Consider the following 18,086-nt stretch of genomic DNA (forward strand, 5'->3'; position numbering starts at 1 on the left):
AATCATATTAAAATGAAGTTTTTTAGAATCATAACGATACTCTTGTTCATAGGTATAGGGACTGCACTTGCACAAAGTTCCAAAGAATCATTACGTTTGCATATAAATACAGGTGATATGGAAGCTGCTCTTCAAGAGATTCCAAGTGTGTTGAATCAAAACCCTAATGATTTTGATGTGCTAATGATGGCAGGAGATGTATATTTGGACTACAACCGATATTCTGATGCCATAAAAATGTACGACCGTGCAAGCAGAGAAAATCGTAAGAGTTCGGAAGCAAGACTCAAATTAGCAAAATCACAATCACTCTCCGGCGATGTTAAAAATGCCTTAGAAACAATTAATGACGCCATCAAACGCGATGAAAAGGATTTGTCTTTGACATTGGAACTTGCAAATATTTATCTGCGCGCAGATTCATTATCACAAGCTGAGTTGATTATCACTCGTGCACGTGAAATGGACAAAAAGAGTCCGCTGCCATATATTGGTTTAGGCGATTTATATTTCAAACAAAAAGTGTATGAATTAGCACGTGTAAATTATGAAGAAGCACTTGCAATCGAACCGAATAATATAGCAGCTCGCGAAAAATTGGCAACATCATATTTTTGGCTTGCAAATCGTGAAATGGACGACGAATTATCTTCTGTACTTTTCACCCGTTCTTTAGAGGAATGGAATAAAGTCACTCAACAAGACCCCAATAATGCAAGGGCTTTTTACGAACAAGGTCGCATATTTTACATGGCAAACCAACACAGCAATGCTGCAAATGCACTCAGCAAATATGTTCAGTTGAGACCATCAAGCTCCGAAGCACGTTGGCTGCTTGCACAATCTTTTGAAAAAGTGCAGAGATATGATTCAGCAATGTATCACCTCGAAATAGTTGTCAAAGAAATTGATTCAGTCAAACTTCAAGCGTCAATACTATTAGCAAGAGGTTATTTTGATATGACAGATTATCAAAAAGCAATTACTACTTTTGAAAGCATAGACAAAGATACGACAATGTCGGTATTAGATTTCCAAAGATGGGGACAAGCTTATTTGTTGCTTCAAGATACAGTGAACGCACTTGCGATTTGGGATAGAACAGCAAAAGCTAATCCGACTGAAAATTGTAAGGTCATGGACCAAATGGGCTACATTTACCAACGAATTTTGAAGTATCAAGAGGCAATTGACATTTTGAAATTAAGGCTGACTTATGCCGAATGTAATGATGACAGAGAAAATATCGTGCATTATTTAATCGGTCAAAGCTACCTGCTTTCCGAACGACCTGCAGAAGCAATTGAGCCACTACGAAAGTCAATCGAGCTTGATTCCACCTTCTTATTCGCACGATTGAGCCTTGCTGATGCATTAGCATCAAGTCAAGATTTTGACAATGCGACTATTGAATTTGAAAAATTGATAGAATTGGGACGTCAAGATACAGCTAAAAATAACTTTGCTTTGGTTCAAGGATTCAATAAATTAGCGGGTATGTACATGGAACAAAAGAAATTTAACGATGTTATTAAAGTTGGTGAACGTTGGGCTACCGTTTTTGAAAATGAATCATATCCCTATTTATATATTGCAATTGCACATCATAATTTAGGTAACGGAAAATCCGCTTGTACCAATTACAGGAAAGTTTTGAAAATTGACCCTAAAAATCAATCAGCTTCAAAAAATTTGAAATTGCTCCAAGATTCAGGCGGTTGCGACAATTAAGAGATTTTATCTTACAAAAAGAGACTGTTTTTTATGAACAGTCTCTTTTTCATTTTGGAAAAAGGCAGAATAGTTCTTAAATTTGTAAGATTGTTTTGATACGAAATTAAAAAAATGTTAAAATTAGATATATCGGGAATGGCTGATGGCGAATATGAGTTCACACTTGTCGAGCCGGTATCTAAATTGAACAGCCCTATTGAGGAATTTGTGGGTGATGTACATTTTGAAGGGATTGTTCGCAAATTGGGTCATCGTTACAATTTGAAAGCAGAGCTGAAAGGCACTGCGAGACTCATTTGTGACCGTTCTTTAATCGAATTTGACGAGCCGATTAAGTCTGAGCTTTTTATGTCTTTCATCGCAGATACGAAAGCATTTTTGGAATTGACGGATCAAGAACATAAGCATAACGAGGTAATCATTCGCGAAGATTACAAGTACATTGATGTTTCGCCTTACGTGATGGAAAGCCTTGCATTGGAGTTGCCTCTGAAAAGAATAGCTCCTGAATTTAGAGACAAGGAACTGAAAGAAATTTTTCCCGAAGTTGCAGATAAACTTCGCGAGGAAAATGAAAAAGATATTGATGATAGATGGTCGAAGTTAAAAAACATAAAAATAAACTAATTTTTTTTTGGAGTAAAAAATGCCAAATCCTAAACGGAAACACTCGAAATCGAGAAGAGACAAAAGACGTACTCATTACAAGGCAACGTCAATGCAAACTGCAGTTTGCCCCCAATGTGCTGCTGTAAAATTATCCCATGCCGCTTGCCCGGAATGTGGATATTACAATGGTAGAAAGGCTTTAGCTTCTCTTTAATGATTTTATTTTTAATGATTTCAAATGCCTGTTAACCAGATAAAAATTGTATTGGACGCTATGGGTGGCGATTTCGCCCCCGATAATGAACTTCAAGGTGCTGTAGAGTTTATGAACAACCCTCAAAACCATGATGTCCAAATAATACTTACAGGTGATGAATCATTATTGAAGGAAAGAATCAAATCTTTGAATATATCGCGTGATTTCGAAATCATAAATTGTAAAGATAAAGTTGCAATGGATGATGAACCTACTGATATAATCAAACGCAAAAGAGATTCGTCGCTTTACAGAGGGATTGAACTTGTCAAAGATGCAAAAGCTGATGCTTTTGTTTCTTCCGGTAATACGGGTGCAGTTCATTCTACTTCTACTTTAGTATTGGGGCGTATTGCAGGGGTAAGCAGACCGACTATCGGTACTTTTTTCCCGTCTGTTACAGACAATCCCGTACTATTGTTGGATGTCGGAGCCAATGTTGATGCCAAGCCATCGTATATTTTTCAATTTGCGGTGATGGGAAGCATCTATTCTTCACAAATCCTCGGGATTAAAAATCCCAAGATTGGTTTGTTGAATATTGGCGAAGAAGAGACCAAAGGCACTAACGACGTGCGTGAAACTTACAAACTACTAAAAGACAGTCCTCTGAATTTCATCGGAAATATCGAAGGGCGTGATATTTTTTCGGCTCACGCTGATGTTGTAGTTTGTGATGGTTTTATCGGAAACATCGTTCTAAAATTTGCTGAAAGTTTCTTGGGAATTTTAAAATCGAAAATTAAAAGTTACTCTGAAGAGAGTATCATCAAAAAAATAAAAGTGGGTCTGATGGTTCCGGTCTTAAAAGATATTTTGCAACAGTTTGATTACCAAAAGTATGGCGGCGTGCCTTTGCTTGGCGTCAACGGTGCTGTAATTATCGGTCATGGCAAATCATCGCCCGAAGCAGTAAAAAACATGCTGGTCCGAGCCAAAGAAATGGTTCAGAAAGAAGTTAACAAATCAATAGAATCTACACTAAAAGAATTAATAAACTAATTAAAGTCACTCAAAATGTCAGCAACAATTACATCAATTGCACATTATTTACCACCTGAAATTTACACAAACGAATATTTTGAAAAGTATCTCGAAACTACTCACGATTGGATTATGGCACGTACCGGAATTGCAGAAAGAAGATTTGCAAAATCCGGCGGAACATCAGATTTGATAGTTCCCGCAGCTTTGGAATGTATTGAAAAACGCGGTATAGACAAAAATGAAATAGATTGTATCTTGGTGGCAACGGTTACTCCCGACCACTTTTTCCCGTCAACAGCAGCATTAGTCCAACACAAACTCGATATTAAAAATTGCTGGGGTTTTGATATTTCAGCAGCTTGTTCGGGATTTGTATTTGCTATTGCTACTGCAAAAAGTTTGGTTGAATCAGGCATGGCGAAAAAAGTATTACTATGTGGCGCTGATAAAATGAGCTCGATTGTCAATTTTAAAGACCGTGCTCAAGCAGTCCTGTTTGGAGATGGCGCCGGAGTTTGTATAATAGAAAAATCTAATGACGATAATCTGGGAATAATTGACCAAATCTTACATGTTGACGGAGCTGGCGGTCAGTATCTGCACCAAAAAGCAGGCGGAAGTCTAAAACCATCGTCTGCCGAAACAATTGCAGCGGAAGAACATTATATTTATCAAGATGGTCAAGCAGTTTTCAAACATGCTGTTAAAGGTATGGCAGACGTGTCTGTTGATATTATGAAAAAGAACAATCTCACAAGTGACGATATTTCATGGTTAGTGCCACATCAAGCAAATTTGCGGATTATTGCTGCTACTGCCAATAGAATGGAACTCGACCCCGAAAAAGTTATGATAAATATCGAAAAATATGGCAACACTACTGCTGCCACAATTCCTATTTGCCTTTCGGAGTGGTACCAAAACGGAAAAATCAACAAAGGCGACAATTTGATATTGTCAAGCTTTGGTGCAGGTTTTACTTGGGGTGCCGTTTATTTGAAATGGAATATGAACGACTAAGCAGGATTGGGAAAATGAAAACAGCACTATTATTCTCAGGACAAGGCTCGCAATATGTCGGCATGTTGAAAGATGTTTACGAAAATTCTTCTTTTGCTAAGGATTTAATCAACCACGCAAATGAAGTTTTAGGATTCAATCTTTCGGAGATTTGTTTCGACGGACCGGTTGAAAAATTGAAAGAAACTCGATATACTCAGCCGGCAATATTTTTGCATTCGGCAGTTGTATTCAGTCTAATTGGAGAAAAACTTGACTTTTCGGGAGTTGCCGGGCATTCGGTTGGCGAATATGCTGCCTTGTATGCCGCAGGTGTATTGAGTTTCGATGATGCTATAAGGCTTGTTGCGAAAAGAGGAAAACTGATGTTCGATGCGGGTACGCATTTGCCTGGTACAATGTTTGCCGTTATCAATCTTGATGACGAAAAACTTATTGATGTATGCCGTGAATTAACCGAAAAAGGCGAGGGCAATGTCGTAGTTCCTGCAAACTTTAATTCTCCGGGACAGATTGTCGTTTCGGGTTCGGCGGAATACTTACGTCAAAATGTCGAAGCATTCAAAGTAGCAGGTGCGAGAATGGTGAAAGAGCTCGTTGTTAGCGGTGCTTTCCATTCGCCTCTTATGGAACCTGCTAAATTGGAGCTTGAAGCAGAGATTAACTCGATTGAGTTCTACGATGCTAAAGTCCCTGTTTATGCAAATGTCACAGCAGAACCTGTTACTGATGCAACGCAAATTAAACAATTGCTCATCAACCAGTTGATTTCACCTGTTCTGTGGACGAAAACGATGGAAAACATGAATCAGCACGGTTTTGAAGCAGTAATTGAAATTGGTCCGGGCAATGTTTTGCAAGGTTTAGCCAAAAGAACAGTATCAGAATTTTCAATCGAAGGCATAGATAATTATCAAGATTTGCAAAAATATTTATAATTGACAAAGATTTTCATTAATTTTATATTTTATAATTTTACAAATTTCATGAAAGAAAAAATAGTAATAGTTACAGGCGGCAATAAAGGCATCGGTAGGGCAATTTCACACAAATTTGCCGAATTGGGTGCTAAAGTGAAAGTTTTTGCCCGTACAATTCCAGACGATTTGGCAGGATTTGTTGACGGCAATTCCGAATTGTTGAATAATATCGAATTTTTCGCTGTTGATGTCTCAGATTTTGATTCTGTTGCCGAATCGGTTAACAAAATTGTCAAAGCCGAAGGCAAAATTGACGTACTTGTCAATAACGCCGGAGTGACAAAAGACAATTTGTTGATGCGAATGTCACCTGAAGATTGGGATTTTGTAATGGATATCAATCTCAAGGGTGCGTTCAATTGCTCAAAAGCAGTAATCAGGACTATGATGGGGCAGCGTTATGGCAGAATCATCAATATCGGTTCGATTGTCGGCACAATTGGCAATCCCGGGCAAATCAATTATTCGGCGTCAAAAGCCGGATTGGTGGGTTTGACAAAGTCTATGGCAAAGGAATTGGCATCACGGAATATTTTAGTGAATTTGATAGCGCCGGGATATGTTGAAACCAACATGACCGATGCTCTTAACGAGGAACAAAAGGCAAAATTAGTTGAGAATATCCCATTAAGAAGAGTTGCAAACCCTTCAGAAATAGCTGATGTTGTTGCTTTTTTCGCTCAAGACGATTCTAAATACATCACAGGGCAAGTTTTGCATGTTGATGGTGGATTAGCAATTTAAAAAATACATTTTTAGATAATTTTTAATAACATATTTTGAGGTTCAAAATGTCAGAGGATTTAAAATCAAAAGTAATTGATATCATTGTGAAAAAACTTGGAGTGGAACGCTCACAAGTTACAGAAGACGCTTCATTCACAAAAGATCTTGGGGCTGATTCGTTAGATACAGTAGAGTTAATTATGGAATTTGAAAAAGAGTTTGATATAACAATCGAAGATAGTGATGCCGAAAGAATTCAAACTGTAGGCAATGTAATCAACTATCTAAACGAACGCAATTAATTATAAATTAAGCGAGTAGCTTATGTCAAAATATAATTTTCCTAAGGTAGTAGTTACCGGAATGGGCGCGGTTTCACCTATTGGCAATACGCTCCAAGATTACTGGAGTGGTTTATTGTCAGGTAAGAGTGGTGCTGCACCTATTACAAAGTTCGATGCTACAGAATATAAAACGCAGTTTGCTTGTGAAGTCAAAGATTATGAAGCGACTTTACACATTAGTGCCAAAGAAACCCAAAGAATGGACTTATTTACACAATATGCCCTTTCCTCGGCTGCTATGGCAGTAGAAGATGCAAAAATCAACTTCGACAAGCTTGACAGAAACCGAATCGGTGTGATCATCGGCTCGGGAATTGGAGGTATGTGGACATATCATCATCAACAACAAAATCTATATGAACGTGATGGTAAACCCGATAGAATTTCCCCGTTTTTTGTTCCGATGTTAATATCGGATATTGCTGCCGGACACGTAGCAATCAGATGGGGCTTGAAGGGACCAAACTATGCAACCGTTTCAGCTTGTGCTACGTCATCGCATTCTATTGCAGATGCTTTGATGTTGATTCAGAGAGGCGATGCAGACATGATGGTTGTCGGTGGCAGCGAAGCAGTCGTTTGTCCGATGGGCGTTGGTGGTTTTAATGCCATGAAAGCCTTGTCAACTCGTAATGAAGACCCTGCGACTGCAAGCAGACCTTTTGACAAAGACCGTGATGGTTTTGTGATTGGCGAGGGTGCAGGTATTTTAATTCTCGAAACTTTGGAACATGCTCTTAACCGTGGTGCCGATATTTATTGCGAAATAGCAGGAATCGGGCTGACCGATGATGCATTTCATATTACTCAACCGGCTCCGGGTGGCGAAGGTGCTGTTCGTTCTATGTCATTATGTATTAAAGATGCGGGATTAGTGCCGGAAGACATTGATTATATCAACGCTCACGGTACTTCTACTCCATTTAATGACAGAAATGAAACAGCTGCGATTAAAACCGTTTTCGGCGACCATGCATATAATTTAGTTGTTAGCTCCACGAAGTCCATGACAGGACATTTGTTGGGTGCTGCAGGTGCTATCGAAGCTATCGCTACTGTGATGGCAATCAAGAATTCGAAGATTCCACCTACAATCAATTATAATACGCCTGACCCCGATTGCGATTTGAATTACGCTCCAAACAAATTTGTCGAACGCGAAATAAAAGCTGCTATTAGCAATACTTTCGGGTTCGGTGGACACAATGCTTCGCTATGTTTTAAAGCATACGAACAATAAAGTGAATGACATGAACAGTGATTTCCCTAAAATTAATAGTTCGCAAATCTTTAATACGGGAAGTTCAATTGTAATTAAATCCGAACTCAAGGATAAATTCCCTGAGCTCGGGTTTTTAATAGGTGATGTCCGAGAAAGTTTTACTGAGATTCTTGGCGTTGAAATCGGTAGTATAGGTATTTATGAAGAAGCTTTGACGCATCGTTCATACCCTGTGCAAGCCGAGTCGAAGTCACCATCTTCAAATGAAAGATTGGAATTTCTCGGTGATGCTATCTTGGATATGATTGTTGCAGAGTATCTATTTGTTTACTACAATATTGACAGCGAAGGAACTTTAACAAAGCTGCGTTCAAGATTGGTGAACAAGCATTCATTAGCTGTCTGTGGCAAGAAAATGAATATCGAGAGATTTTTGCGTATTAGCCACAGTGCTGCTAAAACAGTCCAAGCAGGAAACGAAACTATTCTTGCAGACGCTATGGAAGCTATAATCGCAGCTATTTATCTGGATTTGGGTCTTGATGAAGCCCGAAAATTCGTAATAAACAAAATGTTTCCTTTGATTATTCAAGAATCATTACTGGACGACACAAATTACAAAAGCAGATTGTTGGAATTGGTCCAAGCGGAAGGAAAGAAATCTCCTGAATATATCGTTATTGAGGAAGATGGACCGCCTCACAATAAAAACTATACGGTCGCTGTCGTAATCGAAGGAATTCAGAGCGGTATTGGTAATGGCAAAAGCAAAAAAGACGCCGAACAAATTGCCGCCAAAAGAGCATTAATAAGTCATTATTTATAGAATTATTTTAACAAAATAAAAATGGAAAAGATAATAATTGAAAAAAGCAGACCCGGAAGACGTGGTTATTCTTTGCCAAAGCTTGATGTCGGAACTTCCGATATGCAAAAGTCCATTCCGGAACAGTTCTTACGTAAAGAAGCCGCAAAGTTGCCTGAGATTGCTGAAATTGAAGTAGCTCGCCATTTTGGTCGTTTGAGCCATTTAAACTACAACATCGAACAAGGTTTATACCCTTTGGGTTCTTGCACGATGAAGTATAACCCTAAAATCAACGAAACTGTTGCATCTATGAGTGGTTTTGCAGATTTGCATCCCAATTCGACCGACGAAATGTCTCAAGGTGCATTGGAAGTTATGTTTAAATTAGGCGAAGTTCTCAAGGAAATCTCAGGTATGCAAGGTGTTTCTTTGCAACCTGCTGCGGGTTCACAAGGCGAATTAACAGGTATATTGATGTTTAGAGCTTACCACAAACATCGTAATGATACTAAAAGAACCAAAATACTCATTCCGAATGCGGCACATGGCACAAACCCTGCTTCTGCTGCAATAGCAGGATTCGAAATCGTAGAAATTGATTCAAATGCCGAAGGGATGGTTGACATTGAGGATTTACGTTCCAAAATTGGCGATGATGTTGCCGGATTTATGCTAACAAACCCGAATACAGTAGGTATATTTGAAAAGGAAATCGAAACAATCGCAGAACTAATAAGAGGTTGCGGTGGTTTGATGTATATGGATGGTGCAAATTTGAATGCCCTTTTGGGTATTGCACGTCCCGGAGATATGGGATTTGATTGTGTTCATATCAATTTGCACAAGACATTCTCGACTCCACATGGTGGTGGTGGTCCGGGTTCAGGTCCGGTATGTGTAAGCGAAAGATTGATTCCTTATTTGCCGATTCCACAAATCGCGAAACATAATGATAAATATAAATTAGATTTCGATAAAGAGCACTCAATTGGTCGAGTCCATACCTTCTTCGGCAACTTCGGAATGTTTATCAGAGCTTATACATATATCAGTATGCATGGCAATGAAGCATTGAGGCAAATATCTGAAAATGCTATAATTAACTCAAATTACTTGAGAGCACTTATCAAAGATAATTACAAAATTCCATATACCGAATTCGGTATGCACGAATTTGTGATTTCTGCCGATTACCAAAAGGAATTGGGTGTTAGTGCCAAAGATATAGCCAAGAGATTGTTGGATTACGGTTTTCATGCCCCGACGATTTATTTCCCGCTAATAGTTCACGAATGTATGTTGATTGAACCTACTGAAACCGAATCAAAGGAAAATATCGAACAGTTTGCTGATGTTATGAATAAAATAGCTCAGGAGGCAAGAGAGAACCCTGAATTAGTAACTTCTGCTCCCTTGAACACTCCAATCAGAAGAGTTGATGATGCACTTGCTGCCAGAAAATTGAATATACGTTGGTAGTAATTTGTTAAAATTTGATTTTATTTACAAAAAGCGTCCGTTGCGACGCTTTTTTTTTAACTTAAAATCGTTTTTTCCCGTCATTACTTGAAACCTTTTGGACATTCATGTGTCTATTAGAATAGATGATTTTTAACCGGAGAGACAATGTCGAATTTCGTTCGTAGCATAAATGTTTTGATTCTAATATTAATATCTTTGAATTTTGTGGATGCAAATTCACAATTAATGACTGCACAACAATTTGGTAAGAATAAGGTTCAGTATAGAAATTTCAATTGGAAATACATCCAATCCGCTAATTTTGATGTTTATTATGATGAAGGGCATAAATATATTGCAGAATATACTGCACTATCTGCCGAAAGAGCTGTTGCATCTATCCAAAGCACAGTAAACTTCAGATTGACAGGTAGAGTTTCCATAATAGTCTATGCGGCTCATAATGAATTTCAACAAACCAATGTGATAAGAAGCTTCATGCCTGAAGGAGTCGGCGGCGTAACAGAGTTATTCAAAAACCGTGTCGTAGTGCCATTCCAAGGAGATTACGCTCAACTTGACCACGTTATTCATCACGAGCTTGTACATGCTGTACTCAATGATATGTTTTATGGTGGTACTTTCCAATCAGCTATTTCTTCAAGTTCGGGTTTTATGATTCCATTGTGGCTCAATGAAGGACTTGCCGAATGGGAAAGTTTGCGTGGAATGAATACCGAAACAGATATGTTTATGCGTGATTTGCTTTTGAGTGAAAAACTTCCACCTCTGAATAGGTTGAATGGATTCTTAGCTTATCGCGGTGGTCAAACTTTTTATTGGTATGTAGCTGATAAATATGGCAAGGAAAAAGTTGGAGATTTTGTCAATAAATTGAAGATTCATAGGAATCTTAACATAGCTTTTGAAAGCGCCTTCCAAATGGATTTAGAAAGCTTTTCCGAAAAATGGGAAAGAGATTTGAAGAGGTACTATTGGCCCGACTTGGAAATATTTACCGATTTAAAAGATTTCTCGACTCCTGTGACAGACCATTATAAGGACAGGACTTACTATAACTCATCTCCGGCGATTTCACCCGATGGCGAAAAGATTGCTTTTATTTCTGCTCCCGGCGGCACTTTTGGCATTTTTGTCCGAGATATAGATGACAAAAATTCGACTCGCCAATTAGTAAGCAGCTTTAGGAAGCAGGATTTTGAAGACCTGAATATGTTAACACCGGGTATTTCTTGGGACCCAACCGGGAAAAAAATCGCCGTTTCAGCTAAATCCGGTGGGGAAGATGCTATTTTCATAATTGATGCCGAAACAGGTGATTATGATAAAATTACTCCGGGAATTATATCTATTTCATCTGTGGATTGGTCTAATAGCGGAAATGAAATTGCCTTCATAGGTTCTGAAACAAACAGAAGTGATATTTACATTTATGATTTGAAAACCAAAAATCTTACCAACATTACTAACGACATCTTTTCCGATAAATTTTTAAGATGGTCAGGCGATGATTCTAAGATATTTTTCGGTTCGGATAGGTCAACTAATCTATCTCCTGTTTTGGAATCTTTCAAAATGTGGAACTATTATGTTTATCAAACAGATTTGTACGAATTGACAATCGCTGATGCTTCAATCAGAAGATTGACCTTTGATTCCGATAATAATAAGTCATCAGTGACTCCATTAACCGGTCAGGACAAAATACTATACAGCTCGGATAAAAATGGTATCAGTAACGTTTATGTGCTTGATTTAAATACTTTAGAATCAAGACCGATTACAAATTCAATTAATGCCATAACTCAAATAGCTTTATCGAAAGATGCCACAAAATTATTATTTACTACTCAAGTCAACGGTGGCTATGATATTTATATGATGAGATATCCTCTCGAGAAAAAATTAGATTTTGACGAATTGCCACTTACGAAGTTCAAGCAAGGCGAAAGCGAAAAACAGAAAATTATTGATAATATTGCAAGCGATAATAAAAAATCCGAAGAAGAAAAACTTGTTGGTTATGGTGATTTTGAAATTGGATTCGAACAGCAAAAATTGGTTTCTCCAAATATTGACGCTTTGGTGAAACGTGACCAAAACATTCAAAATAATGAAGTTGAAATTTCGGATTTTAAAGAAAACGATTACAAGGTTTCTTTTTCTACCGATTTAGTAATGGGAAACCCCGGTTATAGTACTTATTATGGAATGCAAGGTGTTACCCAAATGCTGTTTAGTGATGTATTAGGCGACCATCAAATATTTTTCCAAGCAAATATATTGATGGATTTGAGAAACAGTCAGTTTTACCTTGCATATAACTATTTGCCGAAAGTGATAGATTATCAAATAAGTGCATTCCATACATCAGCATTTGTTTTGAGAACAGATAATTACTACCATAGATTCCGTAATTTTGGCACAGGTTTGAAAGCATCATATCCAATTACAATGTTTCAACGATTTGAACTTGGAACGAATTTTATGTTCTTAACACGAGAGAATGTCGATGTGCCACAATTTCCGTCAGATGAGCGTTTTCTAATTGTACCTAATGTTCGTTACACTCATGATAATACATTATGGGGCTATTACGGACCTCGTGACGGCTCGAGATTTTTTGTAGATGTTACTGCCTCGCCTAAACTGTCTGAGACTTCAGGAGTAGGGTTCTTGACGTTTTCCGCAGATTATAGAATTTATTTCCCATTAGGCGAATGGATTAGCATTGCTGCAAGAACAGCAGGTGCTGCAAGTTTTGGTCCTGACCCGATTAATTTTTATATGGGTGGCACCGATAATTGGATAAACCGTAAGTTCAAGAACGATCGTTTACCTTTTAACGAGCCTCAAGATTTTGCTTTCATGGCTTTTCAAACTCCATTGAGAGGATGGCAAGTTGCTGAGTTAACAGGTAATAAATATTTTTTATCAAATTTTGAACTGAGATTTCCATTATTGACAGCTTTAGTAGCAGGTCCACTACCAATTCTCATATCGGGTATCAACGGTGCGCTATTTTTCGATATTGGCGGAGCATGGAATAATGATTTTGTATATGCCCGTAAAGACGAAAACGGAAATTTACAACCTGTCAATCTATTGATGAGTACCGGCATTGGCATCAGGAGCTATTTCTTGGGAATACCATGGAAAGTTGACATTGCCTGGCGAAATCAATATACAGGATGGTCTGAACCAAATTATTTGATTTCTATGGGCTTAGACTTTTAAAGACTAAGCTTTTCTAACATGAACGTTCCCAAGTATGGGGTCAGTCGCATTATGAGAAATCAGCCGCTCTATTGTCTTAGTTGATAGTGTTGCACCAGAAGGTATTAATTTAAGACCTTTGTTTGTATAAATGTCACGAGTTATTATCATACCGTCTTTGAGTTCTGCAAGTTGAACAGCCATTTCAAAGGGGTCGTATAACTCCTCATCATGTGATTTCAAATATTGTTCGAGAAGTATCACCACTCTGTTATCATAAAGTCTTTGGGATTCCTTTCTAAGGATTTCGATAGCATTTTTTGATGATAAATTCCTCAATGCTCTAAGCTCTTCAAAGTCTAATGATGCTCTTATGATTCTTGATTCTAATGGAATTTGCCATGATTTGAGTCTATCCGGAATTCCACTTCCGTCGAAATTTTCATAAATATGACCGATGATTAATGCAACATGCTTGAATCGGTTTATACTTTCAACAATTGTCTTTCCGGATTGAGGCACTTGGCACATTAGTGGGTCCGTTGGTGCTCCATCTAACAGTACGGGCATTTTTAGCATAGAATCCGGTAGGAAAATACGCCCGGCTTGAGAAAGAAAAGATGCGATTTCAATATCACGGAGAGTTTCTTCATCATATTCGCTAAGATTTTTCAATATCCACACAGAACATTGCGAAACTCTTTTCAACATGTCAATTGATGCAGGGATTCTGGCTTCGAGAAATTTGACTGCCAATTTAATCATGTCTTGCATGTCATTTTCGAGTGCTTCTGCAAGTTCCATCAACAATTTATTTTCCGACCGAACCTGACGCTTTAGATTGATTATGCGTAGCGATGAACGGATTCTTACTAACAAACGATTGCTATCAATAGGTTTGCCCAGAAAATCATCTGCACCGAGTTCTATGGCTCTGGTGTAAATGTCATTATCAACATTTGCGGTCAGAAAAATGAAGATTGCATCTGAAAGTTCGCTTCTGCTTCTGATTTTTGTTAGTAAATCAAAACCATTCATTATTGGCATTTTGATATCGGATATTATAATATCGGGCTTTTCGTTTTGGGCAATATTAAATGCTTCTAATCCATCTTGAGCCAAGTAAACCTTTATGTCAGGGAAATGAATTCTAATTAATGCTTCAATAGCTGTATTATTCGAAGAATCATCATCTACAACTAAGATTTTGATGATACCATTTTCATTCAATTCATCCATTATAACTCCGGTAAAAATTGGTCAACATTCATGTGTTTTATAAGTATGCTGATACGTCTGTTTGTCATATCAAATGGATTATCGGGATTTCGAAGCCGCTTATCTGCAAATCCTTTCACTTCGACAATTTGCCCGTCCCACAATCCTTCTCGTTCGAGCATTCGCCTCGAAGCATTAGCTCTGTCTGTTGATAATTCCCAATTGCTGTAATCAGTTCGCGAACCATAGCCACGGCTATCAGTATGTCCTTCGAGGTCAACATAATTCGGTAATTTCCCGATTTCACGACCTAAAACTTTCAATATATCTATAGCCGCTTTGCTTAGTTTGCTACTGCCAATTTCAAAAAATAGCGACTCGGTAGATTCAATTAATTCAATTCTTAGTCCTTCTTTTGTCATTTCAATTTTTATTGAAGAAAGTATTTTCTCCAATTCGGGCATTTCCGTCATTATTTGTGAAAATCTTTTACGTAAATCATCCCCAATTTGCTCGACCCTTTCTTGAGCTAAAATACTGTCTTGGATAGCTTTATTCATTAGTCTTTGATATAAAGTATCAGTGGTCTCCTTGTCAAATTTCAAAATTGACTCGCCTTCACCCTTGGAATCGGATGCTTCAGCTTTACGTTTGGAGCTTTCTAAGTCAAGTTCAATCGGTACGGGTCCCGATTTCTTTTTACCGGAAAAAAGTTCAAATCTTTCGGGATGTTCGAAATACTCGGCAACTTGAACTTTCACTTCTTCCGACGATGCTAATATCCACATTACAATAAAAAACGCCATCATTGCAGTAACAAAGTCAGCATAAGCAACTTTCCACGCACCACCATGGTGACCGTGTCCGCCGCCTTTTTTAACCTTTTTTATAATAATAGGTTGTTCTTTTTGACTCTTTTGTTCAGACATTGTTGTTTATTAACCTTTTATCGCTTCTTCGGTTTCTTTAAAACTTGGTCTATTGTGTGGGTCAATAGCTCTTCTGCCGTACTCGATTGCAACTGTAGGAGGCATGCTCTTGGCAAAAGCCAATAGTGCTGCTTTGATACATTCCAAATATTTCGCTTCTTGTTCTACTCTCTTTTCCATATTCCGTGCGATTGGACCTACAAATCCATACGCAAGCAAAACGCCCATAAACGTGCCAACCAATGCACCACCGACTTTTTTGCCGACTGTTTCGGCACCGGCAGTTATCGAAAGCATCGTAACGATAATACCCAAAACTGCAGCAACAATACCTAATCCGGGCAAAGCATCGGAAACTATATTAAGCGCTGCTGGAGGGTGATGTTCGTCTTGATGAATGTTCTCCAGGTCTATGTCCATCAATTCTTCCAACTCGTGTGCCGGAACGCCACCTGAGAGTACCACTTTCAGCGTATCGCAAAGAAAATCAACGGCATGATGGTTTGCCAGAAATGAGGGGTATTTGGAAATTATTGAACTTGATTCGGGTGCTTCAATATGTTGTTCTAACGCTATCAAACCTTCGCGTTTTGCAAATTGAAACAATTCGTAGAGCATCCTTAACAATTCAGTGTATGATTTTTTGGTAACTGTGGCACCTTTAAATATGCCCATTGCGCCCTTGATAATGCGACCATTCATTTCTTTAGAATTAGCGATTAACATCGAACCGATTGAAGCGCCACCAATAATAATGTATTCATAAGGATGAAGGAAAAAGGCAACTGCATCCATATTGAATTCTGCAGCCCAAAAGAATCCCCCAAATACACAAACAAAAACCACAAGAAGTCCAACAATTACATACATCGTCTATCCAATATTTTTTAAGGATTTTGTTTCTTTACTTAATTTTCTCTGACAAATCTAACAATTTTTTGTCTTTCGGAAACAATTCTAAACCAATCTGAAGATATTTTTTTGCATTTTCTATATCATTCAACTTCAAATATACCTCCACAAGATGCAAACAAATCTCAGCCGACGCAGATTCAGCTTTTTCGTAAGACTTTAACAAATACTCAAGAGCTATATCATATTTCCCCATTTTGAACATTATCCAACCGTACGTGTCGAGATAAGACGCGTTATCGGGGTCTTCCTTCAAAGACAATTCTGACATTTTCAGAGCATTGTGCAAATCAATGTTCTGCTCCGAAAGTGTATAAGCATAATTATTATTCAACAAAGCATTATCAGGTATAATCATCATTGCCTTTTTGTAATATTGATTCGATTTATCGTAATCGTCCAACTCATGATAAATATAACCAAGATTAGACAATATATCGGCATTATCTCTATCTAACTTTAATGCTTGTAACATTAAGTTTTCAGCACTTTGATAATCATCAGTTTGCATATATGCAATTCCGAGAAAATAATGATAACGCATATCATCTTCGCCACCATCAAAATCCTTCAAAAATTCGATGACTTTGTCCCATCTGCCGGAAAACACATAAATTTGAGCAATTTCAACGGCATTGAATGATTCATTTTCACCGTTTTTGAGCAAGAAATCCAAGAACTTATCAGCTTTGACAGTATCGCCTATTTGCTGATTAACAGCTCCGCCGACAAATTGCATGAATTCTTCAAATTGGAATCTGTTATCAATCCGCTCTACATATCTTTTGGCTTGCGTTGTGTCAGTTTCGAACGAATTCATCAAAAAATATGCACCAACTCGCGAATACATTGATTTCACATCCTCAAAGTTCCACTTTTTTTCAGACGAAAAAACCAAGTCTAATGCACTTTCAACGTTTTTGTTTTCCAAATAAAAATCAAGCAGTACACTATACGGATTGAAATTATCCGGTGCTTTTGCAATCATTTTCATTAGGGTTTTCTTTTGGTTTACAGTGTCTTTCAATGACTTCGAAATTTCCGATATTCGGTACAATGTAAACAAGTCTAATTTATCGTCAGGGACTTTGGAATAGTACTCTAGTGCTTTGTGTTTGTCTGTATATTCATAAACACTTGCGATATAAATCAAAAGTTCATCTTTGCCGAATTTTTCGTAACTATATTCAAGTGTTTGAATGGCTTCATCGTATCTTCGCAGTGGAATAAGAATTTCAACTAATAGCAAGTAAGCGGGTTCAAATTCCGGGTCTAATTTGATAGCATTGCTGATAGCTTCATGAGCTAATTCAAATTTGTACAAATTCCTGTATGAATTGGCTAATGCAAGATAAATTCCCGGGCTTTGGTCGTATCGCAATGCCTCTTGAAATTCGATTGCCGAGAGAGCAAATTCGCCTTGATTTTGGAGAGTTGACCCACGGACTACGTGACTAATCGCTGCTTTTTGCAATTTAGTAGTGTCAACCTTCATAATGAAACCTTTGGCTAAAATATTCGAAATGTCGTATTTCGTGGTTTTGGGTGAGCTTGAACAAGCACCTAATAATACAAGTACAGAAATTGAGAAGATTTTTAGGAATGTCAGTCTTTTTGTATATTTCATTTATGTTTGCGTCTTT

General features: G+C 37.8%; 16 protein-coding genes. 12 read left to right on the forward strand and 4 right to left on the reverse strand.

The annotated features are described in order from the left end of the window. Positions 1 to 12 precede the first annotated feature (12 nt). From M9949_08300 to M9949_08355, 12 genes are all read left to right on the forward strand, one after another. Positions 13 to 1,731 (forward strand): tetratricopeptide repeat protein, encoded by a 1,719-nt coding sequence (locus M9949_08300; protein ID MCO5251405.1) that lies wholly within the window; start codon positions 13 to 15, stop codon positions 1,729 to 1,731. 114 nt (positions 1,732 to 1,845) lie between these two features. After that, a complete protein-coding gene (locus tag M9949_08305) occupies positions 1,846 to 2,361 on the forward strand; it encodes a DUF177 domain-containing protein (GenBank protein MCO5251406.1) in 516 nt (171 codons plus the stop codon). A gap of 19 nt (positions 2,362 to 2,380) precedes the next feature. Continuing rightward, complete coding sequence (rpmF, locus tag M9949_08310; protein MCO5251407.1) at positions 2,381 to 2,557, forward strand: 50S ribosomal protein L32; 177 nt, start codon at positions 2,381 to 2,383, stop codon at positions 2,555 to 2,557. Between the two features lie 24 nt (positions 2,558 to 2,581). After that, positions 2,582 to 3,601: a phosphate acyltransferase PlsX gene (gene plsX / locus M9949_08315; GenBank protein MCO5251408.1), complete on the forward strand. Its 1,020-nt coding sequence runs from the start codon at positions 2,582 to 2,584 to the stop codon at positions 3,599 to 3,601. A 15-nt stretch (positions 3,602 to 3,616) separates the two neighbouring features. Next, positions 3,617 to 4,606, forward strand: coding sequence for a ketoacyl-ACP synthase III (locus M9949_08320; protein ID MCO5251409.1), 990 nt, complete (start codon positions 3,617 to 3,619; stop codon positions 4,604 to 4,606). A gap of 14 nt (positions 4,607 to 4,620) precedes the next feature. Continuing rightward, positions 4,621 to 5,544 carry an ACP S-malonyltransferase gene (gene fabD / locus M9949_08325; GenBank protein ID MCO5251410.1) on the forward strand — a complete coding sequence of 308 codons (924 nt, stop codon included), beginning with the start codon at positions 4,621 to 4,623 and terminating at the stop codon, positions 5,542 to 5,544. Between the two features lie 48 nt (positions 5,545 to 5,592). Further along, positions 5,593 to 6,330 carry a 3-oxoacyl-[acyl-carrier-protein] reductase gene (fabG, locus tag M9949_08330; GenBank protein MCO5251411.1) on the forward strand — a complete coding sequence of 246 codons (738 nt, stop codon included), beginning with the start codon at positions 5,593 to 5,595 and terminating at the stop codon, positions 6,328 to 6,330. A 47-nt stretch (positions 6,331 to 6,377) separates the two neighbouring features. Next, a complete protein-coding gene (locus M9949_08335; protein ID MCO5251412.1) occupies positions 6,378 to 6,614 on the forward strand; it encodes an acyl carrier protein in 237 nt (78 codons plus the stop codon). 22 nt (positions 6,615 to 6,636) lie between these two features. Further along, positions 6,637 to 7,896 carry a beta-ketoacyl-ACP synthase II gene (gene fabF, locus M9949_08340; GenBank protein MCO5251413.1) on the forward strand — a complete coding sequence of 420 codons (1,260 nt, stop codon included), beginning with the start codon at positions 6,637 to 6,639 and terminating at the stop codon, positions 7,894 to 7,896. Continuing rightward, complete coding sequence (rnc, locus tag M9949_08345; GenBank protein ID MCO5251414.1) at positions 7,862 to 8,704, forward strand: ribonuclease III; 843 nt, start codon at positions 7,862 to 7,864, stop codon at positions 8,702 to 8,704. Before fabF ends, rnc begins: the two co-directional genes overlap by 35 nt. A 21-nt stretch (positions 8,705 to 8,725) precedes the next feature. Next, positions 8,726 to 10,165, forward strand: coding sequence for an aminomethyl-transferring glycine dehydrogenase subunit GcvPB (gcvPB, locus tag M9949_08350; protein ID MCO5251415.1), 1,440 nt, complete (start codon positions 8,726 to 8,728; stop codon positions 10,163 to 10,165). A gap of 147 nt (positions 10,166 to 10,312) precedes the next feature. Further along, entirely contained in the window at positions 10,313 to 13,405 is a 3,093-nt protein-coding gene (locus M9949_08355) for a hypothetical protein (protein ID MCO5251416.1), read from the forward strand. Between the two features lie 3 nt (positions 13,406 to 13,408). Here the strand turns inward: M9949_08355 and M9949_08360 are convergent, their stop codons facing one another. Genes M9949_08360 through M9949_08375 form a run of 4 tightly spaced genes read right to left on the reverse strand, consistent with a single transcriptional unit; the run spans position 13,409 to position 18,070 of the window. Next, entirely contained in the window at positions 13,409 to 14,623 is a 1,215-nt protein-coding gene (locus M9949_08360; protein MCO5251417.1) for a response regulator, read from the reverse strand. After that, the gene (locus tag M9949_08365) at positions 14,623 to 15,531 is read right to left on the reverse strand and encodes an OmpA family protein (GenBank protein MCO5251418.1); all 909 of its coding nucleotides are present in this window, start codon (positions 15,529 to 15,531) and stop codon (positions 14,623 to 14,625) included. Before M9949_08365 ends, M9949_08360 begins: the two co-directional genes overlap by 1 nt. Before the next feature lie 9 nt (positions 15,532 to 15,540). After that, positions 15,541 to 16,401 (reverse strand): flagellar motor stator protein MotA, encoded by an 861-nt coding sequence (motA, locus tag M9949_08370; GenBank protein MCO5251419.1) that lies wholly within the window; start codon positions 16,399 to 16,401, stop codon positions 15,541 to 15,543. Between the two features lie 34 nt (positions 16,402 to 16,435). Further along, complete coding sequence (locus M9949_08375; GenBank protein ID MCO5251420.1) at positions 16,436 to 18,070, reverse strand: tetratricopeptide repeat protein; 1,635 nt, start codon at positions 18,068 to 18,070, stop codon at positions 16,436 to 16,438. Positions 18,071 to 18,086 lie beyond the last annotated feature (16 nt).

Source organism: Candidatus Kapaibacterium sp., from assembly GCA_023957315.1.
GTDB lineage: Bacteria > Bacteroidota > Ignavibacteria > Kapaibacteriales > UBA2268 > PGYU01.